General features: G+C 61.3%; 21 protein-coding genes. 15 read left to right on the top strand and 6 right to left on the bottom strand.

Annotated elements, in window-relative coordinates; translation table 11 throughout:
• Positions 1 to 13: 13 nt before the first annotated feature.
• The 4 genes from RIF72_RS06025 (at position 14) to RIF72_RS06010 (ending at position 4,258) form a co-directional block, all read left to right on the top strand.
• The gene (locus RIF72_RS06025) at positions 14 to 1,018 is read left to right on the top strand and encodes a LacI family DNA-binding transcriptional regulator (protein ID WP_309073945.1); all 1,005 of its coding nucleotides are present in this window, start codon (positions 14 to 16) and stop codon (positions 1,016 to 1,018) included.
• 48 nt (positions 1,019 to 1,066) lie between these two features.
• Positions 1,067 to 2,167 (top strand): D-TA family PLP-dependent enzyme, encoded by a 1,101-nt coding sequence (locus tag RIF72_RS06020; RefSeq protein WP_309073944.1) that lies wholly within the window; start codon positions 1,067 to 1,069, stop codon positions 2,165 to 2,167.
• A gap of 134 nt (positions 2,168 to 2,301) precedes the next feature.
• Positions 2,302 to 3,411, top strand: a complete 1,110-nt coding sequence (locus tag RIF72_RS06015) for an ATP-binding protein (RefSeq protein WP_309073943.1) — start codon at positions 2,302 to 2,304, stop codon at positions 3,409 to 3,411.
• A 187-nt stretch (positions 3,412 to 3,598) separates the two neighbouring features.
• Entirely contained in the window at positions 3,599 to 4,258 is a 660-nt protein-coding gene (locus RIF72_RS06010; protein WP_309073942.1) for a biliverdin-producing heme oxygenase, read from the top strand.
• Here RIF72_RS06010 and RIF72_RS06005 read toward each other — a convergent pair.
• Positions 4,244 to 4,765, bottom strand: coding sequence for a flavin reductase family protein (locus RIF72_RS06005; protein ID WP_309073941.1), 522 nt, complete (start codon positions 4,763 to 4,765; stop codon positions 4,244 to 4,246). The genes RIF72_RS06010 and RIF72_RS06005 overlap by 15 nt on opposite strands.
• Positions 4,766 to 4,970: 205 nt before the next feature.
• On the opposite strand from RIF72_RS06005, the gene RIF72_RS06000 reads away from it, so the two are divergent.
• The 8 genes from RIF72_RS06000 (at position 4,971) to RIF72_RS05965 (ending at position 11,307) form a co-directional block, all read left to right on the top strand.
• Positions 4,971 to 5,273, top strand: a complete 303-nt coding sequence (locus tag RIF72_RS06000; protein ID WP_309073940.1) for an urease subunit gamma — start codon at positions 4,971 to 4,973, stop codon at positions 5,271 to 5,273.
• A gap of 8 nt (positions 5,274 to 5,281) precedes the next feature.
• Complete coding sequence (locus RIF72_RS05995; RefSeq protein ID WP_309073939.1) at positions 5,282 to 5,653, top strand: urease subunit beta; 372 nt, start codon at positions 5,282 to 5,284, stop codon at positions 5,651 to 5,653.
• Complete coding sequence (ureC, locus tag RIF72_RS05990) at positions 5,650 to 7,380, top strand: urease subunit alpha (protein ID WP_309073938.1); 1,731 nt, start codon at positions 5,650 to 5,652, stop codon at positions 7,378 to 7,380. Before RIF72_RS05995 ends, ureC begins: the two co-directional genes overlap by 4 nt.
• 8 nt (positions 7,381 to 7,388) lie before the next feature.
• Complete coding sequence (gene ureE, locus RIF72_RS05985) at positions 7,389 to 7,862, top strand: urease accessory protein UreE (protein ID WP_309073937.1); 474 nt, start codon at positions 7,389 to 7,391, stop codon at positions 7,860 to 7,862.
• A 141-nt stretch (positions 7,863 to 8,003) separates the two neighbouring features.
• The gene (locus tag RIF72_RS05980; protein ID WP_309073936.1) at positions 8,004 to 8,675 is read left to right on the top strand and encodes an urease accessory protein UreF; all 672 of its coding nucleotides are present in this window, start codon (positions 8,004 to 8,006) and stop codon (positions 8,673 to 8,675) included.
• A 21-nt stretch (positions 8,676 to 8,696) separates the two neighbouring features.
• A complete protein-coding gene (ureG, locus tag RIF72_RS05975; protein ID WP_309073935.1) occupies positions 8,697 to 9,314 on the top strand; it encodes an urease accessory protein UreG in 618 nt (205 codons plus the stop codon).
• A 239-nt stretch (positions 9,315 to 9,553) separates the two neighbouring features.
• Positions 9,554 to 10,255: an urease accessory protein UreD gene (locus tag RIF72_RS05970; protein WP_309073934.1), complete on the top strand. Its 702-nt coding sequence runs from the start codon at positions 9,554 to 9,556 to the stop codon at positions 10,253 to 10,255.
• Positions 10,255 to 11,307, top strand: a complete 1,053-nt coding sequence (locus RIF72_RS05965) for a nickel transporter (RefSeq protein ID WP_309073933.1) — start codon at positions 10,255 to 10,257, stop codon at positions 11,305 to 11,307. Before RIF72_RS05970 ends, RIF72_RS05965 begins: the two co-directional genes overlap by 1 nt.
• Before the next feature lie 205 nt (positions 11,308 to 11,512).
• On the opposite strand, the gene RIF72_RS05960 is transcribed toward RIF72_RS05965, so the two are convergent.
• The 5 genes from RIF72_RS05960 to RIF72_RS05940 all read right to left on the bottom strand — a co-directional run bounded on the left by RIF72_RS05960 (position 11,513) and on the right by RIF72_RS05940 (position 20,524).
• Complete coding sequence (locus RIF72_RS05960; protein WP_375164201.1) at positions 11,513 to 12,520, bottom strand: formylglycine-generating enzyme family protein; 1,008 nt, start codon at positions 12,518 to 12,520, stop codon at positions 11,513 to 11,515.
• Between the two features lie 122 nt (positions 12,521 to 12,642).
• Complete coding sequence (locus RIF72_RS05955) at positions 12,643 to 14,256, bottom strand: GMC family oxidoreductase N-terminal domain-containing protein (RefSeq protein ID WP_309073932.1); 1,614 nt, start codon at positions 14,254 to 14,256, stop codon at positions 12,643 to 12,645.
• A 50-nt stretch (positions 14,257 to 14,306) separates the two neighbouring features.
• Complete coding sequence (locus RIF72_RS05950; protein WP_309073931.1) at positions 14,307 to 15,845, bottom strand: aldehyde dehydrogenase family protein; 1,539 nt, start codon at positions 15,843 to 15,845, stop codon at positions 14,307 to 14,309.
• A gap of 156 nt (positions 15,846 to 16,001) precedes the next feature.
• The gene (locus RIF72_RS05945; RefSeq protein ID WP_309073930.1) at positions 16,002 to 18,356 is read right to left on the bottom strand and encodes an arylsulfatase; all 2,355 of its coding nucleotides are present in this window, start codon (positions 18,354 to 18,356) and stop codon (positions 16,002 to 16,004) included.
• Positions 18,357 to 18,454: 98 nt separating this feature from the next.
• Positions 18,455 to 20,524, bottom strand: a complete 2,070-nt coding sequence (locus tag RIF72_RS05940) for a BCCT family transporter (protein WP_309073929.1) — start codon at positions 20,522 to 20,524, stop codon at positions 18,455 to 18,457.
• Positions 20,525 to 20,943: 419 nt separating this feature from the next.
• Between RIF72_RS05940 and RIF72_RS05935 the strand changes: the two genes are divergently transcribed.
• From RIF72_RS05935 to RIF72_RS05925, 3 genes are all read left to right on the top strand, one after another.
• Positions 20,944 to 21,780 carry an IclR family transcriptional regulator gene (locus tag RIF72_RS05935; RefSeq protein ID WP_309073928.1) on the top strand — a complete coding sequence of 279 codons (837 nt, stop codon included), beginning with the start codon at positions 20,944 to 20,946 and terminating at the stop codon, positions 21,778 to 21,780.
• A 250-nt stretch (positions 21,781 to 22,030) separates the two neighbouring features.
• Entirely contained in the window at positions 22,031 to 22,432 is a 402-nt protein-coding gene (locus RIF72_RS05930; protein ID WP_309073927.1) for a sigma-70 family RNA polymerase sigma factor, read from the top strand.
• A gap of 5 nt (positions 22,433 to 22,437) precedes the next feature.
• Positions 22,438 to 23,439, top strand: a complete 1,002-nt coding sequence (locus RIF72_RS05925; protein WP_309073926.1) for a hypothetical protein — start codon at positions 22,438 to 22,440, stop codon at positions 23,437 to 23,439.
• Positions 23,440 to 23,445: the final 6 nt, after the last annotated feature.

The following is a 23,445-nucleotide window of genomic DNA, read 5'->3' as shown; positions in this document are numbered from 1 at the left end:
AAGGAGCACCCGCATGGCCGTCACCATGAACGACGTCGCACGCGCGGCGGGAGTCTCGCTAAAGACGGTCTCCAACGTCATCAACAACTACGAGTTCATCCGACCCGCCACCAAGCAGCGCGTCCTTGAGGCGATCGACGAGCTCGGTTATGAAACCAATCTGACGGCCCGCAGTCTCCGTTCCGGTAAGACCAGCATGCTTGGGCTGGTCCTCGCCGACCTCTCCATCCCCTACTATGCCGAGCTGGCCTCGGACATCATGAAGGCGGCGTGGGCCCGCGGTTACCGTGTCCTGGTGGAGCAGTCCGGCAACGAGCCCGAGCATGAGAAAGCTGCGCTTCAAGGCCAGTTTCGCAGTCTCACGGACGGCCTCCTCTTCATCCCGCTAGCGCTCGACGCCGAGCAGATCATCTCTGCTGCCGGCAAGAAACCGCTGGTCCTCCTGGGCGAATTCGTGCAGGACCCACGCTTGGACATGGTCCTCATCCAAAACCAGGAAGCTGCCGCCGCGGTTACCACGCACCTGCTGGCGGGTGGCCGCCGTCGTATAGCAGTCCTGGGAGCGCACGACGGCGATGAAACCGGCAGCAACGGCCTTCGCCTCCGTGGGTACCGGGCTGCGCTCGCTGCCGCCGGTGTGGAGTACGACCCGGCCCTGGTGGTCCCCTGCGATTGGCGGCGCGACGCCGGTGCGGACGCCACCGCGAGGTTGCTGGACAGCGGTGTGGAATTCGACGCTGTCTTCGGGCTTAACGACGTCCTCGCCCTGGGGGCACTGCACGAACTGCTGGTTCGCGGCCGGAAAGTCCCGGAAGAGATAGCCGTGGCCGGCTTCGATGACATTGATGAGTCCCGGTTCGCGTCGCCGTCGTTGACCACTGTGGCGCCGGGACGGACGGAAATTGCGGAGCGCGCCGTCGAACTCCTCATCCAGCGAATTGAAAGCAAGGACGCCGCCCTCACTGTTCAGCAACCGAAAGCGGCGTTCGAGATGCGCGTCAGGCAGTCGGCGCCGTAGGGTGCTTGGCTTCGGGGGGTCAGCGTCCCGGCCGTTAGTGTTTGAGGAATGAACGTGATTCCCGCTGAAGTCATCACCCCTGCCGTCCTGATCGACGTCGATGTCTTGGACCGGAACATCGAACGGATGGCGTCGAGCATGCGCGGGCGCGGGCTGGGGCTTCGTCCGCACGTGAAGACGCACAAGACTCTGGAGATAGCGCGCAAGCAGCTCGCGGCGGGAGCCGTTGGCATCACTGTGGCCACGATCGGCGAGGCCGAGGTCTTCGCTGCGGACGGCGTGACGGACATCTTCATCGCCTACCCGCTCTGGGTGGAAGCGTCCCACGCGGAACGGCTTCGCGCCTTGGCGGCTCAGTGCCGTCTCGCGGTCGGCGTGGATTCAGCGGAAAGTGCGACGGCGATGGGTCGCCAGCTGGGTACGGATGCCGGAAGCATTGAGGTGCTGATCGAAGTGGATAGCGGACATCACCGGAGCGGCGTGCTGCCGGACGAGGTGGTGGATGTTGCGCGCGCCGCCGCTTCTGCCGGGCTGAACGTGGCAGGGGTCTTTACTTTCCCGGGGCACAGCTACAAGCCCGGCATGCCCGCCGGGGCGGCGAGCAACGAGAATGAATCGTTGGGGACGGCCGCCGAAGTTTTGAATCAGGCCGGCTTTGACGTGAAGACCATCAGCGGGGGATCCACGCCTACTGCCCTGATCTCCGGCGAATCCGCAGCAACCGAACTGCGCCCCGGAGTTTACGTGTTCGGTGACGCCCAGCAATTGGAACTCGAACGCTGCAGCTGGGACGATGTCGCGCTGACCGTCGCCGCTACCGTGGTCAGCAGGCACGAAGCCCGCGGCGGGAACGTGCGCCGGATTGTAGTGGACGCTGGGAGCAAGATCTTGGGCAGTGACCGCCCGGACTGGGCCACAGGATATGGGCGGCTTCCCGAATACCCCGAGGCCCGCGTCAGTGCACTGTCCGAGCACCACGCCACGGTGGTGTGGCCGGATTCGTCCGAATTGCCGCCCCTGGGCACGCGTCTCCGGGTCATCCCCAACCATGTGTGTCTGACGATGAACCTCGTTGATGAGGTGACTGTGGTCCGTGCCGGGGCCGTGGTGGAGCATTGGACGGTGGCGGCGCGGGGGCGGAACAACTAAGCCGGGGCGTCTATTGGGAGACTCGGACACTCCTTTCCTAGATAGGGTGGGCTAGCATGGGAATATTCACCATATTCACCTCGTTACCCAAATTCACCAAACTCACCTAGATTCACCTGATCCTGGAGGGGACAGTGCCCACGACCGAGAATCCCTTTAGGCCCACAGCCGGAGCTACCCCGCCGGAAGTCATTGGCCGTTCCGGGCTTCTGGACGAGTTCGAATACGGACTTGAGCTCGGCTCAGGTGCGCCTGGTTTGCTGTCCATCTTCACTGGAGCCCGGGGTATCGGTAAGACGGTCATGCTGGGGGCAGCCCACGACATCGCCCGCGAACACGGGTGGGCCGTCATTGCCGAGACTGCCACTGGGACATTCATGGGCCGCGTTGGGGAGAAGATGCGCCGATTGACCCAGGAACTGGCTGACAACCCTGAATCCCGCCGCCGGATCACCGGGTTGTCGATCGCCGGCTTCAGCATCACCAGCCAGCTGACACCCGAACGCCAGGTCGACTGGCGTGAGCTGGGAGAAACCCTGCTGGCGCTACTTGATGAACGCGGCACGGGCCTGCTGATCACGGTGGATGAGATCCACGCCGCTGATCGTACGGAACTCGCCCAACTGGCCGCCAACGTACAGCACTTCATCCAGGACCGCCTACCCATCGCATTGATCTTCGCAGGACTGCCCGCAGCAGTATCGGACCTCCTGAACGAAGGTGTTGCGACGTTCCTTCGCAGGGCCGACAAAATCGACCTGCACGCCGCAGCTGTCCGCGACGTCGAGAAGTCCTACACCGACACGTTCGGCGCCGCGGAAATCAGCATCCCGCCTGAGCTGGTCCGTGAGGCAGCAGTCGCCTCAGGCGGATACCCCTTCCTGATCCAGCTCATCGGCTACTTCCTCTGGCGAGAAGCTGAGAAGAACAACGGAACACTCTCTTCTGACGCGGTTGACAGAGCCATAGCGGCCGGCATCCGACGCAACGAACGCGTCGTCATTGAAGCAGCCCTCGCAGCAGCCTCAGCTAAGGACCGTGAATTCCTCCATGCCATGTCCATAGATGACGGACAATCAACGACGGCCGACATCATCCACCGCACAGGATCCCGGCCAACCCTCGTTGCGAAGTATAGGAACCGGCTTCTTGACGCCGGCCTCATAGAATCAACCGGACATGGCAAGGTTGACTTTGCCATTCCCGGCCTCCGCGAGTACCTGCGCAAGAATCCGGACGCCTGACACCGCAGTGAGACGCTTGAATTGAGGGGGCTTCCCGGCATCATCCAGGCAGTGGAGGTGCCGTTCATAGGCAGAACGGCCAAGTGCGCTCGTGAACCAGCACAAAACCTTTACCCTCTACCCGCACTGTGACAGAGTGTCATCAAACAGCCTTTTGGTCCGTTTCGCTTGACGACTGGAGCACCCTATGACCGCCTTTTCCGAGGAGCTCAAAAGCCATACAGCCTCCGCGCACGAGCATGCCGAGCAGGCTGGATTTGTCACTGAATTGCTGGCCGGCCGGTTGGAGGCGAATCAGGTAGCAGCCATGTTGCTGCAGAACTTCTTCATCTACAGGGCTTTGGAGTCAGCGTTGGATGTCAACCAGGACCCCCGTCTCGCACCCTTTACGGACCCAGCACTCATGCGGGTCCCTGCACTGCAAAAGGACTTGGCGGTCCACTACGGGGACGAATGGGAGCGGAAGCTGGCCATAGGCGAACTGCACGTGACGGCAGGCGCCCAGGCGTACGCCGACGAGCTCGCTGCACGCGGTCCGGGCTCGGCCACCTATCTCATGGCGCACCACTACGTTCGGTATCTGGGTGACCTGTCGGGCGGGCAGATCATCTCCGCTCTTGTTCAGCGCCACTACGATCTCAGGCCTGAGGGGCTCAACTTCTACGCTTTTGACGGGATCGGGAAGATCAAACCGTACAAGGACTCATACCGCAGTCACTTGGACGAGGCTGATTTCTCGGACACCGAGAAGCAGGAAATTCTTCATCACGCCGAAGTGGCCTTCGAAACCAACCGGCAGGTTTTCGTGGACCTGATGGACCGGTACCTGCAGCTAAGCCACGGCTGACACGCTCCGGAACACGGTGTGGAATTCCCGGTCGTGGTAAACAAGCGGAGCTGAGCCTGACGGGTTGGACCGGATGTCCAAAACCCTCGCAGCCAGCAACACAGAGCCGCCCAGCGGTGCCCGGTGGATGATTTCGCACCGCAATGCCCACACGGCCTCCTTGAGCAGGGGCTCTCCCGTGGGCAGCACTTCCCAGTCCATGGAGTCCGTGAAGCGCGGGGCTGATGGGTCCGCGAAGGTCCGCGCGAGATCGAGCTGTTCGGCTCCGACCAAGTGGACCACGATTGTTTGGGCGGCTGCGATGTGTGAAGCCGAACGGCCGCTGGTCACAGAGAACGCCAGAGTGGGCGGATCCACTGCCACCGATGCCACCGAGGACGCCGTCAATCCCACTGCTCCCTCAGGTCCCGTTGCGGTGACAATGGAGACTCCTGCCGGATGATCGCGAAAAGCGGCCTTGAAGAGTTGGCCGACTGGTTCGGATAACGGGGGCTTGGGGTGGGTCATTCATACACCTTCGTGGGACTGGAAGTGAGTTGGGCATGGCGCATCTTGCAGGCACGCACCTGATCGAGGCTAGGACCTCAACTTAAGTTGAGGTCAATTCCTGAGAAACCGACCCTCGACTGAGACGATTTGGAAACGTAGCCGAAACTTCTGCTCCCTACGCTGGTCACAAATCGTCCAGGTGTCCGGCGTCCAAGGAGTAACCATGCATCTTTTGCCCCGTGAGCAGGAGAAACTCATGATCGTGGTGGCCGCCGACCTCGCGCGGCGCCGCCAAGGGCGAGGACTAAAGCTGAACTACCCCGAAGCCGTGGCGATCATCAGCTACGAGCTCATCGAAGGCGCCCGCGACGGCCGGACAGTCGCCCAGCTCATGAGCTACGGAACCACCCTGCTCCGCCGGAAAGACGTGATGGAAGGCGTACCGGAGATGATCCACGACGTCCAGATCGAAGCCACCTTCCCGGACGGCACCAAGCTCGTCACAGTCCACAACCCCATCCGTTAGGAGCCCCCATGATCCCCGGTGAATACAGGCTCCAGCCCGGTTCCATCGCGTGCAACAGCGGCCGTGCGACGATCGCCGTCGAGGTCGTAAACCGCGGGGACCGCCCCGTCCAGATCGGTTCGCACTACCACTTCGCTGAGGCGAACAGCGCCCTGGAGTTCGACCGCGACGCCGCCTACGGTCGCCGTCTGGACATCCCCGCGGGCACGGCAGCACGCTTTGAACCCGGTGATAAGAAGACGGTCCAGTTGATTGAGCTAGCCGGGACGCGTGAGGTGCACGGGCTCAGTAACGCGGTCAATGGAAAGCTCGACGGCGGCACTCGCCTGAGCGGGACTGCTTCGCTGAGCGGGGCTGCTTCGGAAGGAGACGCTGTATGAGCTTCGAGATTCCCCGCAAACAGTACGCCGAGCTGTACGGCCCGACCACCGGTGACTCCATCCGTTTGGCCGACACCGAACTGTTCCTCGAAATCGAGAAGGACCACACGGCCTACGGCGAAGAAGTGGTCTTCGGCGGGGGCAAGGTCATCCGCGACGGCATGGGTCAGAACGGCCAGCTCATCCGCTCGGAGGACATCCCGGACACAGTGATCACCAATGTGATCGTCCTGGACTACACGGGCATCTACAAAGCCGACGTTGCCCTTAAGGACGGGCACATCTTCAAAATCGGCAAGGCCGGCAACCCGCAGATCACTGACGGTGTGGACATCATCATCGGTGCCAGCACGGAAATCATCGCCGGTGAACGGAAAATCCTCACCGCCGGCGGCATCGATACCCACATCCACTTCATCTCCCCGGAACAAGTGCCAGCCGCACTGTGCAACGGCATCACCACAATGGTCGGCGGCGGCACCGGCCCTGCCGAAGGAACCAAAGCCACCACCATCACACCCGGCGCCTGGCACATTTCCCGGATGCTTCAAGCTGCCGAGGGACTCCCCGTCAACATCGGCCTCTTCGGCAAGGGTCACGCGTCCGCCGTCGAGCCCCTCGCAGAGCAGGTCCGCGCCGGTGCCGTCGGGCTCAAAGTCCACGAGGACTGGGGATCAACAACGTCGTCCATCGACATGTCGCTGCGGGTTGCCGACGAATACGACGTCCAGGTTGCCATTCACACCGACACCCTCAACGAATGCGGCTTCGTGGAAGACACCATCCGGGCAATCGACGGGCGCGTGATTCACACCTTCCACACCGAAGGCGCAGGCGGTGGCCACGCTCCGGACATCATCAAGATCGCCGGCCTGCCCAACGTGCTTCCCGCCTCCACCAACCCCACGCTGCCGTACACAAGAAACACCATCGAAGAGCATCTGGACATGCTGATGGTCTGCCACCACCTCAACCCGGACATCCCTGAAGACGTGGCCTTCGCAGACTCACGAATCCGAGCCGAAACCATCGCCGCGGAAGACGTCCTGCACGACCTCGGCATCTTCGCCATCACGTCCTCCGACTCCCAAGCCATGGGACGTGTGGGCGAAGTGGTCACCCGCACCTGGCAAGTAGCGGACGCCATGAAACGTCAACGCGGTGTCCTACACGATCCGTCCGGCGCCGTGCACGGTTCCGCCGAATCCGACAATTTCCGCCTCAAACGCTACGTCGCCAAATACACCATCAACGCGGCCATTGCCCAAGGCATGGCCGACGTCATCGGCTCCGTGGAGGAGGGCAAATTCGCGGACCTCGTCCTTTGGGATCCCGCCTTCTTCGGCGTGAAACCCGAACTCGTCATCAAAGGCGGACAAATCGCCTACGCGCTCATGGGCGACGCCAACGCTTCCATCCCCACACCGCAGCCACGCACCATGCGGCCCATGTTCGCCACGTACGGCAGAGCCCTCCAACAAACGTCCATCACGTTCCTGTCCAAGGCGGCCATCGACGCCGGAGTGCCCGCCCAGCTCGGCCTCGAACGCATCATCAAACCCGTCACCGGCATCCGCAACCTCACCAAAGCGGACCTCAAATACAACGGCGAAACCCCGGACATCGCTGTCGACCCCGAAACCTACAAAGTGACGGTCGACGGCGTCGAGGTCACCTCCCAGCCCTCCGACGTGCTGCCCATGGCGCAGCGCTACTTCCTCTTCTAGGAGCCTTCATGATTATCGAAAAGATCCTGGGCAACCTGCACGAACAGCCCCACGACTACGCTGGCCACCACAAAGAAAAAGTAGTGCTGCCCAGCGCCCTGCTCGTCAAACGCATCCAACGCGTCACCACCGACCACGGCAAAGAACTCGGCATCCGCCTCCCCGCCGGCCTCGGCGACCTCCGCGACGGCGACATCCTCGCCGTCGACGAGCACAACATCATCGTCGTCTCCGTGCTGCCCACCGACGTCCTGGTCATCGCGCCGCGCAGCATCCACGAAATGGGGGTCGTGGCACACTCGCTCGGCAACCGGCACTTGCAGGCACAGTTCTTTGACTCTTCATCCGAGTACGGCTGCGAGGTCATGGTTTGTCAGTATGACCACACGGTCGAAGATTATCTGAAGAGTGTCGGCGTCCCCTACGACAGGCAAGAACGGGTCATGCCGGTTGCCTTCCGCCATGCTGAGCACTCGCACTAAAGCTGTGCGCCGCGTCAGGTTGGGTGTGCGCGCTTGCGCTTCGCTGGGAAGGGGGCCGTGCCCGCTCCGCGATGCCCGCCACGCCGCGGCCCCCTTCCCAGCTCCGCTCCAGCGCGCGGTCCGCACCTCTGGCGGTGCGCTTTGAGCGCCGATTATCAGCTGGCTCTTCAGCAGTTGACTGACTCTGCGTTGCCTACGGGCGCTTTTGCTCATTCTTTGGGGTTTGAGAGCTACATACATCGGGGGCTTGTGGGGGATGAGGGGTCGTTTGGGGAGTGGTTGGGGGTGTTTGTGGGGCAGCAGCTGACTTATTCGGATGGGTTGGCTTTGCGGTTCTTGTATGAGGGGGTGGATGTGGGCTTGCTGGATGGGGTGTTGTCTGCGCAATTGTTGGCTCGGGAGGTGCGGGAGGCTTCTTTGAAGATGGGGGGCCGGCTGTTGGAAATCGGCGGCGAAGTGTTTCCTTCGGGGGAGTTGGAAGCGTATCGGGGGCTTGTTCGGGAGGGGTTGGCTTCGGGGCATCAGCCCTTGGCTTTTGGGGTGATTGCACGGTCCTTGGGGGTTCCTTTTGAAGCGGCGCTCTCTGCGTATTTGTTTGCCACCGTTACTTCGCTGACGCAGAACGCCGTGCGGGCCATACCGCTTGGGCAGAACGCCGGGCAGCGGGTACTTCGCCAGGCGCACGACGCCGTAGCTACCGCCGTCGAAGATGTAGCACAGCTGTGCTGGGAAGACTTCGGGGCCGTCAGCCCCGGCCTCGAAATTTCACAAATGCGGCACGAACGGCAACGCGCCCGCATGTTCATGAGCTAGCTAGTGCAAAGGACAGAAAACATGACAGACCCCATCAAAATCGGCGTCGGCGGACCCGTTGGAGCAGGCAAAACCCAACTCGTGGAACGCATCACCCGGCACATGAGCGGCGACATCTCCATGGCCGCCATCACCAATGACATCTACACCATCGAAGACGCAAAAATCCTCGCAGCCAACGGCATCCTCCCCGAAAACCGCATCATCGGCGTTGAAACCGGCGGCTGCCCCCACACCGCCATCCGCGAAGACACCTCCATGAACACCGCGGCCATCGAAGAACTCAAAGCCAGGCACCCCGACCTCCAAGTCATCTTCGTCGAATCCGGAGGCGACAACCTCTCCGCCACCTTCAGCCCCGAACTCGTCGACTTCTCTATCTACATCATCGACGTCGCCCAAGGCGAAAAGATCCCCCGCAAAGCCGGCCAAGGCATGATCAAATCCGATCTGTTCATCATCAACAAGACCGACCTCGCACCCCACGTTGGAGCGGACCTGGCGGTCATGGAACGGGACTCCAAAGAGTTCCGCGGCAACAAACCGTTCTGCTTCACGAATCTGAAGACCGACGAAGGGCTGGACGCCGTCCTCAACTGGATCCGCCGCGACGTCCTGATGCTCGATCTAACTTCGTGACGGTGCTTGGGGCGGTGGCTTCGCCGGATTTTGGGCCGTGCCCGCTTCGCGATGCCCGCCACGCCGCGGCCCAAAAATCCGACTCCGCCGCCTCGGTGGTTTCGTCACCACGCGGGCGGTTGGAGCTTGGGGTTTCTGTGCGTGGCGGGCGGTCCGTTGCTTCGCGGCAGTTTCATGAGGGCGCATTGAGGGTGTTGCGGCCGCATTACTTGGATGAGTCCGGGCAGGTTTGTTATGTCATGGTCAATCCGGGCGGGGCTTATCTCGGGGCGGATCTGTTTGTTATTGACGTGGAGGTCGAGGCCGGGGCGGATCTGCTCCTGACGACGCAGTCCGCCACCAAGGTGTATCGGACTCGGGGATCATTCGCTGAGCAGCGGATGAACATCAAACTGGAGGAGGGCTCGCGGTTGGAGCTGATGCCCGACCAGCTGATTGCCTACCGGGAAGCGAGCTACCGGCAGAATTCGCACATCCGTCTCCATCCGACGTCGAGCCTTGTCTTGGCCGAAGTCATCACGCCCGGGTGGTCCCCGGACGGCGCGTCCTTCAAGTACGAAGAGGTGCGGCTACGCAACGAGATCTATGTTGAGGCCGGGGATGGAGTGAAGCTCTTGGCGCTGGACAACCTTCTGATCCGGCCACCCTGCAATGACGTGACCGGGATGGGGTTCATGGAGGGCTTCAGCCATTTGGGGTCGTTGGTGGTGGCGGACCCGAGGGTGGAGCAGGGGCTTGCTGATGAGCTGGACCAAATGGCCCGTGAATTTGATGCCTATACGGGCGTGTCGTTGACCGCGTCTATTGCCGGGACTGCCGGGCTTGTGCTGCGATCGTTGTCCTACAGCACTGAGGAGCTCAACAATTTGCTGGGTGCCTGCACCGGCGTCCTGCGGGAACGTTGGTACGGGCAGGCGCCCTTGAACCTGAGGAAGTACTGATGACTACGCTGACTGAGTTCGCCACCATGTACCGGGAGCGGGAGACTCTGTCCTTGCGGACCCGGCTGTTGTTCACGTTCGGTGCCGTGGCCGCTTTGCACGTTGCCGCCGTCGTGCTGTTGCTTGTTGGGGCAGCTGGTGGCGCGCAACAGCTGGCGCTGGGGCTGGTGATCACCGCGTACGTGGCCGGAATCAAGCACAGTTACGACTGGGACCACATCGCTGCAATCGACAATTCCACGCGCAAATTCGTGGCACAGCACAAAGATCCGGTGAGCGTGGGGTTCGCGTTTAGCTTGGGCCACAGCTCCGTGGTGATCCTCGCCGGGCTGCTGGTGGTTGCGGGTGCCACGCTGATCGGGCAGTTCATGGAGGACGGGACCACCGGCAACAAGGTGCTGGGCATGATCGGCAGCGGCGTTTCCGGGATGTTTCTGTTGGCGATGGGTCTGTTCAACGGCTCGGCGTTCCTTCGTGCCACGCATGTGTACCGTCATATGCGGCGCGGAGGCGAGGTGCGTCCCGAAGACCTTGAAGCGAAAGGGTTCGTATCCCGGTTGCTCGCCAAACCGCTGTCCAGAGTGGAGCGGCCCCGGAACATTTACGTGATCGGCTTCCTGTTCGGCCTCGGGTTCGATACCGCCACCACCATCGGGCTGCTGGTCATCACCACGACGGCGTCACTCGCCGGAGTCTCCCCGCTCGCCTTGATGGCGCTGCCGCTCGCGTTCACCGCCGCCATGACCCTGTGCGACTCCGTCAACGGCGTTGCCATGATGAAGATGTACAAATCCGCTATTCACAACCCGAAGCGCAAGCTCGGTTTCAATGCCGTCATCACTGCTATTTCGGCAGTTTCGGCGCTGTTCATCGCCGCGATCACGCTCGGGGGATTCATCAATGCCGCGTTTGAACTTGAGGACCCCCTGACCCTGTGGCTGGGCAGCATTGACCTTGGCGACGCCGGTCTGATCCTGGTGGCGCTGTTCGTGGTCGTCTGGGCGGTGTCCGCGGTTCGTGGGAGCGTAACTCGGCCAGCCACGCCCAACTGAGTCGCAGTTCAGGGCGTTTAGAGCCCCCCAAACGCCCTGATCTGCTACCTACTCGGGTTAGGAGACCGCCACTGCGTTGAAGAGCTCGTTGGTGTCCACGCCGAGGTCCGGGGTGTCCAGCACGTTGGTCAGGAACACCACGCAGCGATCCTGCTCCGGGAACCTCCCGCGATCACATAGGTTTCCCTTATTGTCGACACTTTCTTCAGGTCAGCCCGACGGTGCGAAAGCCCAGGTTGCCGGAGGACGATTCGGGGGTATTGGAGGTGCGTGCTGCGACGCGGTAGCGGTTGCAGTAGGAATCGTGGCAGAGGTAAGAGCCGCCGCGCATGACACGGCCGTTGCCGATGGTAGGTCCTACCGGGTTCTCGCTGGGGGAGTTGCGGTAGTACTTGGGCAGGAACCAGTCGGCGCACCACTCCCACACGTTTCCGGCCATCTCATACAGGCCATACCCGTTGGGCGGGAAGGAGCGGACGGGAGCCGTGCCTGCACATCCGTCTTCAAGGGTGTTGGTGTTGGGGAAGTTGCCTTGCCAGATGTTGCAACGGTGTTGGCCGTCCGGGGTGAGTTGATTTCCCCAGGCGTACCGCATGCCGTGCAGGCCGCCGCGGGCGGCGTATTCCCATTCGGCTTCGGTGGGCAGTCGGCGGCCGGCCCACGCACAGTAGGCGATGGCGTCGTGGTGAGAGATGTGCACGGCAGGGTGTTCCGGGATGTCCTGCCAGTTGGAGTTGGGGCCTGTGGGGTGTGCCCAGTCGGCCCCCCGGATGTTGAGCCACCACGGCGCTCCGGCGGCGGCTCCGAGGATGTCCTGGCGTCTGGCCGTGGAGAGCAGGTGGAACACGGCGGAGGATCCGTAGTGTTCGGCCTCGGTGCGGTATCCGGTGGTCTGGATAAAGGCGGCGAACATGGTGTTGGTGACAGTGATGGCATCGATCGTGAAGCCGTCCAGTGCGACCTCATGGACAGGTATCTCGCCGTCTGCTGGGTACCCTTCCCCAAATGCGTCCCCCATGCTGAATGTCCCTGCGGGGATGTCAACGCCAAGGTGTGCGTCCTGCCTGGTAGGACTGGAAGTGTCTGCATTCCTGCTTCCGGAGGCGCCAACAGGAAGCGGCCCACGGGAGGGCGTGCAGCATCCCTTCGTTTGGCCGGTGTTGAGGGCGCTTCGAGATAACTCTCCTGTGAGCCTGGTGATTGGCAAGTTCATGGTTCCTATTGGTCAACTGTTTCTTGTAAGGAATGCCGGGAGCCTTCGGGCTGTTGGTAAGGGGTGTTCCTCCACTGCAGGTGACCTCACCCGGGGAGAGGTCACCTGCAGGGCGTGGTGGCTCAGACGGTTGCTGGAAGAGGTTCTTCACTCGCCGTCGTTGCCCTGGTTTCCTCAGCGATGAGTTCGGCTGCGCGCTCTCCGATCATGTACACGGTGATGTTGGGGTTCACGGTGACGAGCTCGGGCATAACTGAGGCGTCCACGACTCTCAGTCCTGTAACCCCTATAACCCGGAGTTCGGGGTCCAGCGGTGACATCTCATCCTCGACGGCGCCCATGCGGACCGTGCCGGCGGGGTGGTAGACGGTGTTGTGGGTGCGCCGGATGTAGTCCTGGATCTGCTCGTCAGTCTGGACGTCCGTTCCGGGGAAGAGTTCTTCACCGGCCCACTCCGCCAACGCAGCCTGCGCCACGATCTCACGGGCCTTGCGCAGGCCCTCGGTCATGATGCGCAGGTCGTAACCCTCGGGGTCCGTGAAGTAGCGGGGATCGACGCGCGGTTTGTCCCGATAGTCTCGCGAGCGGAGGCGCACGGTGCCCCTGGAACGGGCATGCGTGACGTTGGGGGTCAGGCAGAACACGTTATCGGCTGTGGGGTAGCCCTGCCGGTAGGTATGCATGTCGAAGTTGACGGTCCCGTAGTGCATCATGAGGTCCGGCCGGTCGAGGCCGTCGTCGATTTGGGCGAACACTCCGATTTCCCACCACTGGGTTGATTCAGTGACCATCGGCTTTTTAGCCTGCCACTGGATGACGGCTTCGGGGTGGTCCTGGAGGTTGGCGCCGACGCCCGGCGCGTCAACCAATACATCCACTCCCACCTCTGCCAGGTGCTCAGCGGGGCCGATCCCGGAGAGCATTAGGAGCTTGGGTGAATCAATGGCTCCGGCAGAGACAATGACTTCACGCGAGGCCCCGATCGTCGTGGGAGCCCCGAACGCGTTAGCCACCACTTCGACGCCGACACACCGCTTGTTGTCGTCGAAGACCAACCGGGTGGCGTGGGTAGAGTCGAGGATCACGAGATTTTCACGGTCCGCGGCTGGATGCAGGTACGACACCGATGATGAGGCCCGCTTGCCGTCTTCTGTGGCGTTGATCTGGAGGAAATTGGCGCCCTGCGTCACGGTCTTGCCGGCATTGAACTTGGCGCGCGGGATCCCGGCCTCCTCCGCAGCGTCCAGCAGAGCCACACCGCAGAGGTCTGTGGGAGGCACGTTGCGCAGGCGGACCGGCCCGTCGTGGCCGTGGTGCTCGCCGTCGTCGGCGTTGTTTTCAATCTTGTTATAAATCCTGAAGGCCATCTCGGCATTCCAGCCTGCGGCGCCATACTTTGATTCCCATTCGTCGATGTCCTCTGCCGGGGCCCAGAACGCGATGCAGGAATTGTGTGAGGAGCAGCCGCCGAGGACCTTGGCGCGGGCCATTCGCATGAACGAGTTCCCGTTCTCCTGGTCTTCTACGGGGTAGTCCCAGTCGTAGCCGGACTCCAGTAGTTCCATCCACCTGTTCAGGGTGAGGACCTCGTCGATGCCTTCGTCCCTGGGACCGGCCTCAATAAGGGCCACCCGCACTGAGGGGTCATCACTCAGCCGGGCGGCGACCACAGCACCGGCCGATCCGGCGCCCACCACTACATAGTCAAAATTCTGCTCTTGCGGTCCGTTCAACATACTTTCCTTTCGGGGTTGTGCCTTTGGAACCTGTGCGTCGTGTCGTTCCATCACTGGGGAAACCAGCCTGTGACAGCGGGACGCAGGTTTTGGTATACGTGCTTGATTTCCTGGTACTCGGCCAGTCCGGTCGGGCCAAGCTCCCGTCCGGTTCCAGACTGCTTCATGCCGCCCCATTCGGCCTGGGGCAGGTAGGGGTGGAAGTCGTTGATCCAGATGGTGCCGTGACGCAAGCGGGCGGCCACGCGTTGGGACCGTCCAGCGTCCTGGCTCCAGACGGCCCCTGCCAGGCCGTAAATCGTATCGTTGGCGAGGGCTACCGCTTCGTCCTCACTGGTAAAGGTTTCCACGGTAACCACCGGGCCGAACGCCTCCTCGGTGAGTACTGACATTCCACTGTGGACGTTGTCCAGGACCGTGGGGAGGTAGTAGTGGCCGTTGGCCAGTTCATCTGTTCCCGTTCGCCCTCCACAACGCAGGCGGGCACCCTCTGTTAGACCTGCCTCCACGTAGGCGGCGACCTTGTCGCGGTGGGCTGCCGAAATCAAAGGCCCGGCGTCCACATCCGTGTCAAAGGGGCCGCCAAGGCGGATGTTTTGGGCGCGGCGCACGAGTTCGTCGACGAAAGCCTCTGCTATGGAGTCCTCCACGATCAGGCGTGCGCCGGCCGAGCACACCTGTCCGGAATGGACAAAGGCCGCGTTGAGGGCATTGTCGACGGCGGCATCGAAGTCGGCGTCGGCGAAGACGACGTTGGGGTTCTTTCCTCCCAGCTCCAAAGCAACTTTCTTGACGGTCTCTGCCGCCTGGACCGCGATCGTTTTGCCGGTGGACAGGCCGCCGGTGAAGGAGATCAGGTCGACGTCCGGGTGGCTTGCCAGGGGTGCTCCGACTACAGAGCCGGGTCCCAGGACGAGGTTCGCTACCCCCGGCGGCAGGCCCACTTCTTCCAGAACCTGCATCAGCAGTATCGCCGTGTGGGGTGTGAGCTCGGCCGGCTTCAGGATAATGGTGTTTCCGGCCGCCAGGGCCGGTGCCACCTTCCAGGCTGCCTGCAACAGGGGATAGTTCCACGGGGTGATCAGGCCGCATACTCCGACTGGTTCGTGAACGATTCGGCTGACGACGTCGGGACGGCCGGCATCGACCACCCGCCCTGCCTGTTGACCGGCGAGTTTGCCGAAGTAGGTGAAGCATGCCGCGACATCATCCATGTCGATCTCTGATTCGACCAGGCGCTTACCCGTGTCCAAAGACTCCGCGCGGGCGAATTCGGTCTTTCGCTCGCGCAGCCGGCGTGCCACCGAGAGGAGGAGGTCTCCGCGTTCAGGCTCCGGCACCAAGGACCAGAGGCCCGCGTCATGCGCGGCTTTGGCCGCCTCGATCGCACGGACGGTGTCGGCTTTCCCGGCTTCAGCAACGAGCCCAACGAAGGACCCGTCCGCGGGACAATGGATGGCACCTGTTTTTCCTGCCTGCGGGGCGACCCATCGGCCTCCGATGAACAGGGTTTCCGCCCCATCAGGGATTCCTGGCACTGCTACCCGATCATCATCGACTGGTTTTTCTCCAAGATACGTTTCGGACATGTTCTGTTCTTCCTCTTTATAGATTTGATTTTTCAGCGGGAGGGCACGTTCCCGTGCCTCAAGAGAACACTGGTGTACGGCGCGCAGCCCGGACTTGGACCCTTCGGTCCGGGCTGCGCGCCAGCTTTGGGGGACGGTGTCTTCCCCGGACGTTGGCTACTGGTGGGCCAGTGCGATGCGCTGGCGGTCCGCAGCCGTAAGGTGCTGGTCGTGACCGTCGTCTTGCAGGTCAATGCGTACTGTGTGGACCGTCCCAGTGAATGCGTTGTCGATCGGGAGGTAGTCGCTGCTGACCGGAGTGCCGCGATCGACACCGACGTTGAGCGTCTCATCAAAAGAGAAGTAGTAGGAAGTGGTTTGCTCTACCCGTCCCTTGCCGACGATCTTGCCGTCAGCACTGAGCCGGATTTCCGCGCCCTTTCCGATGCCTCCTCCGTCGTACTGGAATTCCAGAGCCAGCTCCTGGGTTCCCGGCGCGAGGCGTTCGTCCGATCGGACGATGTAGAGATCCCGTCCGTAGCAGTTGTGGGCGTAACTGAGATGTCCGTCCGTCACGTAGAGTGACCAGCCCCCGAAGCGCCCGCCTTGGGCTATCAGGACGCCTTCGGCATCCCCGGCGGGGACATCGACCCTCGCGGTGACACTGTGTGACCTGTTCTTCACGTTCAGGGTCGTTTCTTCGGTGAAGCGTCCCATGCCGGCTCTGTACGTAATTGAAGTCCGGGCGCCAAGCAGGTCGATTCGCCCGGCAACTTCGGGGTTCTCCCGCTCTGTGACCCGGTCGTCCAGCGGAAAGACGTTGTATTTGCTGGCTTCGATCAGGAAAAGTTGCTGGAGTTCCCTCAGCTTCTCAGGATGCTTGTGAGCGAGGTTGTGTGCTTGGCTCCAGTCAGAGCGGGTGTCGTAGAGTTCCCACTGGTCATCGGCAAAGGAGGGCAGGCCCTCCGGGACCATTTCCCAGGGAATGCCATGGCGTGTCACCGCCGTCCACCCTTCGTGATAAATGCTTCGGTTCCCGCACATTTCGAAGTACTGGGTACGTCTGCGGTCTTCAGCATCGGGAGCGTTAAAGGTATAGACCATGCTGGTGCCCTCGATAGGCTGCTGCGTCACCCCGTTGACTGTGACGGGGTGTGGGATGCCGGCTGCCTCGAAAATCGTGGGAGCGATATCAATGACGTGGTGGTACTGATTCCGGACGCCACCGCCTTGCTGGATTCCGTTGCCCCATCGCATGATCATCCCGTCGCGGGTGCCGCCGAAGTGTGAAGCGACCTGCTTGGTCCATTGATAGGGGGTGTTCATGGCCAGCGCCCATCCGACAGGGTAGATGGCGTATGTGCTCGCGTCCCCAAGGGCGTCGAGTTCCTTGGACATGGTTTCTGTGCTGTCTTTGAAGCCGTGACCAACCAGGTGCTCGCGCATGGTGCCTTCGATGCCACCTTCGCCGGATGCCCCGTTGTCGCCGAGGATGTAGATGAAGAGGGTGTTGTCCAGTTCGCCGAGTTCGTCCAGGGCATCGACGAAGCGCCCCACCTGGGTGTCCGTGTGTTCGGCGAATCCGGCGTAGGTTTCCATAAATGCTGCGGCTACCCGGTGCCCGGTGTCGCCGATTTCATCCCAGTGCGGTACGACGTCGGCCCACGGGCTGAGTTCTGCGGATTCGGGAACAATCCCGAGTTCCTTTTGCCGGGTCAAGGTCGCTTCGCGTTGGGCATCCCAGCCACAATCGAAACGGCCGCGGTACTTGTCCTTCCATTCAGGGGCGACGTGGAAGGGGCCGTGGGTGGCGCCAAAGGCGATATAGCTGAAGAACGGCTTTTCAGGGGTGAGGGTTTTCTGGGTCTGGACCCAGTTGATGGCCTGGTCAACCAAGTCTTCTGAGAGGTGGTAGCCGTCTTCGGGCTGGCGCGAGGGCTCGATCGGTGTTGTGCCGTCGAAGAGTTGGGGGTACCAGTGGTTCATCTCGGCGCCCATGAATCCGTAGAACTTATCGAAGCCTTCGCCCACTGGCCATCGGTCGAAAGGGCCCGAGGGACTGACCTCGCGCGGTGGGGTTTGGTGCCATTTGCCGAACGCACCCGTGCTGTATCCGTTCATGCTCAGGGTCTGGGCGATGGTTGCTGCGCTGGCAGGTCGGAAGCCGGTGTAACCGGGGGCGGAGGTGCTCATTTCAGTAGTTACGCCCATGCCCACGGAGTGGTGGTTCCGCCCTGTCATCAAGGATTGGCGTGTAGGGGAGCACAGGGCTGTGACGTGGAAGCGGTTGTAGCGTAGGCCTTCTTCTGACAGCCTCTCGGCAGTTGGCATCTCGCACGGCCCACCGAAAGCACTTGAGGCACCGAAACCCATGTCATCGATGAGGACCACCACCACGTTCGGCGCGCCCTCCGGGGCGCGCAGCGGGGCAATAGGGGTGAAGGGTGCTTGCTGTTCATGAATTCCCATCGCCGCCGCTACCGGCGGATTTCTCCGAACCGGGATCGGGAGGATGTCGCGGATCTCATTCATTGTTTTTGCTCCTAACGAACGCTGTAAGTTTTTTCGGTGTTGCCAGCCCTTTCAAACCATGGAAAGGTGCCGCAAATTCAGTTGTCCGGTGTGCTGGTTTATTGCAGTGGGGCCGTCGTCGGCCGGGCGTCGCTGGGCAGGAGCGAGGGGTCCGATTGCGAGAGTTCCTCGGCACGAAGGACGTTCTCGTGTATGGATTTCTCGCTTTCGCCTGCTTCTGAGTCCTCGGTCTCCGGCATGGGCACCGCGCCGATTTCGCCGGTCTCCGGGTCCCAGCCGTCGGCCCATTTGCCGGTTTCGTAGTCAAAACCCACCGGCTCGCCCTCTGCATTAGTGCGCTGATACCACTCCGTGTACTCTCCGTCCTCGGAATCGGTTTCGGCACCGGCTCCGCATCCCGGCTCGGTCTCGACCACTTGAAGGCCGAAGTCGTCTCCATACTTGTGGACACCCTCCAGCACGGCATTGCTCACTGCAATTTGGGCATACTGGGCGCGCAGAATACAGGGGTCTGATCGCAGCTCTCGGAACCAGGCGAAGATGATCAGGATCATCACAATGGCGAATGGCACAGCAGTGACAATCACCAGTGATTGCAGCCCTGCGAGAGCGGATGTGTTCCCAATTATCAACATGACCACTGCGATCCCGGCCATGACCAGTCCCCAGAAAACCACCACGAGTTTTGGAGGATCCTGACTGCCCCGCGTAGTGAGAATCCCCATAACCATTGAGGCAGAGTCGGCAGAGGTGATGAAGAAGATGGCCAACACCACCATGATGACCAACGGAAGCCACTCCGCGAAAGGAAGATTGTCCACCAGAGTGAACAGCACTTCGGGGGCAGCCATGGAATCGCTGAACCCCGGTTTCCCTTCACGGTGCATCCAAATTGCAGTAGCGCCCATAATTCCGTATGCGACAAAAAGCAGGGCCGACGGAATGAAGATCACTCCCAGGATGAATTGTCTGATAGTCCTGCCGCGCGAGATCCTGGCGATGAAGATTCCGACAAAGGGTGACCAGGAGATCCACCAAGCCCAGTAATAGACAGTCCACGTGGATTGGAACTCGCGTGTGTCCTCGCCCCAGGAAGCGGAACGTGCCATTAAATCGAACAGCGATCCGATGTATTCCATGATTGCTGATGGCAACATGTTCAACAGGAACAGCGTGGGGCCCAAAATGAAAACCGCGCCGACGATTCCCAGAGTGAGAATGATGTTGATATTTGAGAGATAGCGTATGCCTCTGGCGACGCCGGAAACGGCAGAGACCAGGAAGCAGATTGTCAGTACGCCGATGATACCGATGAGGATAGTATTCGTCAGTTCAGAGACACCGGAGACAATAGTGACGCCTTGGCCGATCTGGAGTGCCGCGATCCCCAACGCCGCAGCCGTGCCGAACAGAGTGGCGACGATGGCGAAGATGTCCACCAGCTTTCCAGCGAATCCGTCAGTCTGCCTCTTACCGAAGAGGTGACGGAAGATCGAGGACATCAGCAGGGGGCGTCCGCGCCGGTAACCCACATAGGCGACGGCCCCACCCACCAAGGCGTACATGGCCCACGCGTGAAATCCCCAGTGGTAGTACGTTTGCGCCAGCGCTTGGTGCATGGCCTCGACTGACTCCGCCTCGACCGTCCGCGGCGGCGGGTTCAGGTAGTGGGCCAGCGGTTCGGCGGGGCCCCAGAACAGCACGCCGATGCCGAGACCGGCAGCGAAGAGCATTGCCACCCAGGAAAACGTGGAGAATTCCGGGGTCTCACCGTCCTTGCCCAACGGGATTTTCCCGTACCGGCTGACCGCCAACCATAACAGGACCACCAGCACCACTGTGGCGACGGTGTTGAAGAGCCAGCCCAAGTTAGTGGTAGTCCAGGCGAACGCCGTGCTTGCAACTTCGGAGACGCTGGACGGGCTGACGATGCCCCAGACGACGAACGCTACTGTCAAGGCACCTGCGGCAGTAAGGACCACTCTGTCCAGACTGTAGCGCCGACGTTGTTCATCAACGCTAATACCCGGAACCAGCGCCGGGTGAATGTTATGGGGGTACCGCGGCCGGAGGTAGTCCAGGCCGCCTAATGGCTTGCCGTCCTTACGGCCACTATGTTTAGCATCGTCGCCGTTCCTTCTGGGGCTGAACGTTGCGTCTTTAGCCATGAAACATGCACCTCTGTTCGTTTAGTTTGCACTTCAGTCAGAGTGAAGACTGACGATTTGCCGTGAAGCAGGACGACTTCGCTCAGTTCAGCGGTGGAGCCGGCAGTTCATTGTGGCCAGGATGCCGCGGAGTTCCTCCTGACCGCATGAAACTGAAGTTCGTCCACGATGATGCCCGAGCAGTGGGTTCTATGCATTGGACTTTTGTCCCCGCAGAGGCGGGCCACTTCAAGCAAGGACAGTTTCGGAAGTAGTTCGCTATGTGTACCTAGTTGCGGAGTCCGCAACTTGCACTTTTAGTGTTACCCGGATCACCTTCGGCGTCAAGGGGTTTTCGGGGACTTGGGGGTTTGTTTCGTTGGCGCAGGACTCACCGTCCCCGTCCGTGTTCTTGGAAACGGGTCTGAGAGTATAAGTACATGGCATTTCCAGAGCGGGATCATGACTCGTCGACGGCCCCCGCGCAGACTCCCGCCGAGGTCAGGGAGGGCGGTCTCCAATCAGTTGACCGTGCCATTGCAGTTCTGAGAATTTTGGCGCGCAGCGGCAGTGCTGGAGTCACGGAAGTCGCCGAGGAGATGGGAGTCCATAAGTCGACGATCTCCCGTCTCCTGAGAGCGCTGGAAGTGCAAGGTATGGCGCAGAGCAGTGGTCGAGGACAGTACCAACTCGGACTTGGTATCCTTCATCTGGCCAACGCCATACCAATGAGGCTGGACCTGACAAGGGAGGCGCGTCCCATTCTCGAGGCCCTCGCCGCAAAGTTCGGAGAAACTGTCAACTTGGCCGTTATGAACTCAGACCACGTCGTGAACATTGACGAAGTCTTTGGCCCATCAACGCTCGCCGCCACTCAAAATTGGATGGGCCGTTTGACCCCCCTTCACGCTACGTCGAGCGGCAAAGTCTTCTTAGCGTCACTTTCAAGTTCACAGCGCAGTCGCCTCTTGAAAGATTTGGGCATGCCCGCGATAACAAAGCAGACCATCACCTCACGGCAGGAGCTGGAGCAGCAACTCGATGTCGTGGCTAACCGAGGATATGCCATAGTGAGGGGAGAGCTTGAAGACGGACTCAACGGCATCGCCGTCCCCATCCGAGGCGACGGCGGAACCGTCATGGGCGCCGTTAGCATCGCTGGCCCCTCTTTCAGATTCGACCCTGAAAGGGTCAGTGGGCTGATTGAAGAACTGAAAGCAGCTGGCCGAAAAATTAGTGAAAACATGGGGTACGGTCCCGTACCGACCCGTCAATAATCGGAAACCGTGCGGTGCCGCGAGCCGGGACTTCTGACACTGCCCAATAAAAATATTTTGCCCCGTGTAACCCTGGCCGCCCGGCCGGAAACTATACAAGTATCCTGCAGTTCAGGGCTCTAATTATCAGGGGGAACAATCGTGCTTTCAGAGCGCGAATTGGCGTTCATCGCCATTCACAAAGACAGCTACCCATCCATTTTCAGGTTCGTCTGCCGACGCGTTGAATCAGTAGAGGTTGCTGAGGAGATTGCGGCCGACGTCTTCCCGCGTCGTATGGCAAAAATGGACCGACGATTCCAGCCCGGACCTCCCGTACCTCTTGACGGTTGCACGGAACTTGGTGGGAAATGCGTACAGGAGTCGCGACAGGCGCCTGGCGTTGCAGGAAAAGCTGCGGACGACGGCGGTCCAACGGTTTGGTGACGACTCTGAGAACGTTGCTGTCCAGGATGCGATGGAACGCCTTCGCGCCAAGGACCGCGACATTTTGCAGTTGGCCTACTGGGACGGATTGGGGACGTCTGACATCGCCAAGGTGCTGAAGTGCAGCGAATCGGCGGCTAAAGTCCGCCTTCACCGTGCCCGTACAGCCTTCAGAAAACAACTGCCTGCAGGGGCCGAATCGACTACACACAAGATGGGGGTCTGAAGACAATGGATCCGATCAAGAACCAGATATCAGCGATTGACCCGCTCACTATCGATCCAGTGGCGGAACCCAATGGTGAAGAAGCGCTCCACAAAATCCTGTCGGGCACCACGGTGTTCAGTGACAGCCGCCCGCTCGCCGCAGTGACGTCCCTGGAACAGCGCCGGCGCCGCAAAGCCCAGATTGCCGGGGGACTGTTGCTCGGCGCTGCTGCCGTTACAGCGGGAGTACTCGTGGCCGCCAACTTTGGTTCGGTGAACACGGCGCCCGCGCCTGCCGTCACGGTTACGTCCACAGAAGCGACACCGACACCCAGCGTTTCGGTCAGCCCAACGCCCACAGCTACGCCGTCAGTCACGCCGTCGGTAATCCCCACGGTGGCCGCGCCGATTACCCCTCCGCCCGTTCCCACGGTTCCGGCTGTGGCGCCAACACCTGCTCCGACGCAGCCGCCCGCTCCCGCTGCTACTTCCCAGACATTCACCTTCCCGGACGGACATATCTCCTTCGCCTATCCGGTGGGCTGGGCCGTCCGCCCGGAGCAAGGGCCTTCCCACGGAGCCACCATCTTGGACAGCACCGGCGCTGAAGTCGCGTTCATGAGCAGCGGTTTCTACGGCGACGGCACCGGTGGCCCTGTGACCAGGACGGTGTACGACCGCGCAGTGGTCCCAGGTCTCACGGACACGTCCGGCAATCCAGTGGAGTTCGGCTTCGCGGCGAATCAGGCCAGGTATGTTCCTTACGGAGCGTCCGCGGATAGTGCCCCTGTGCTGGATCCGCCGAGCTACTTCATGGACCTGCGGATTGCTTCCGAACTCCAGCCCGGTGAGACGGGGTCCGGATCCAACCAGATCTTGATGCCCAACGGGTACATGTCCGCACGAGTCATCTTCGACGTCGACAAGCAGCCTGCCTTCGCAACGCCGGAAGCAGCCAAGGCCTGGATGGGCAGCGCCCAATATGCCCAACTCAAGTCCATGTTGCTCAGCCTGAGCTACAAATAAGCCCAT

Origin of the sequence: Paenarthrobacter sp. (assembly GCF_031180005.1) — a bacterium.
Lineage (GTDB): Bacteria > Actinomycetota > Actinomycetes > Actinomycetales > Micrococcaceae > Arthrobacter.
Note: the sequence above shows the minus strand (reverse complement) of the source record. Positions and strands in the feature narration are given on the sequence as shown.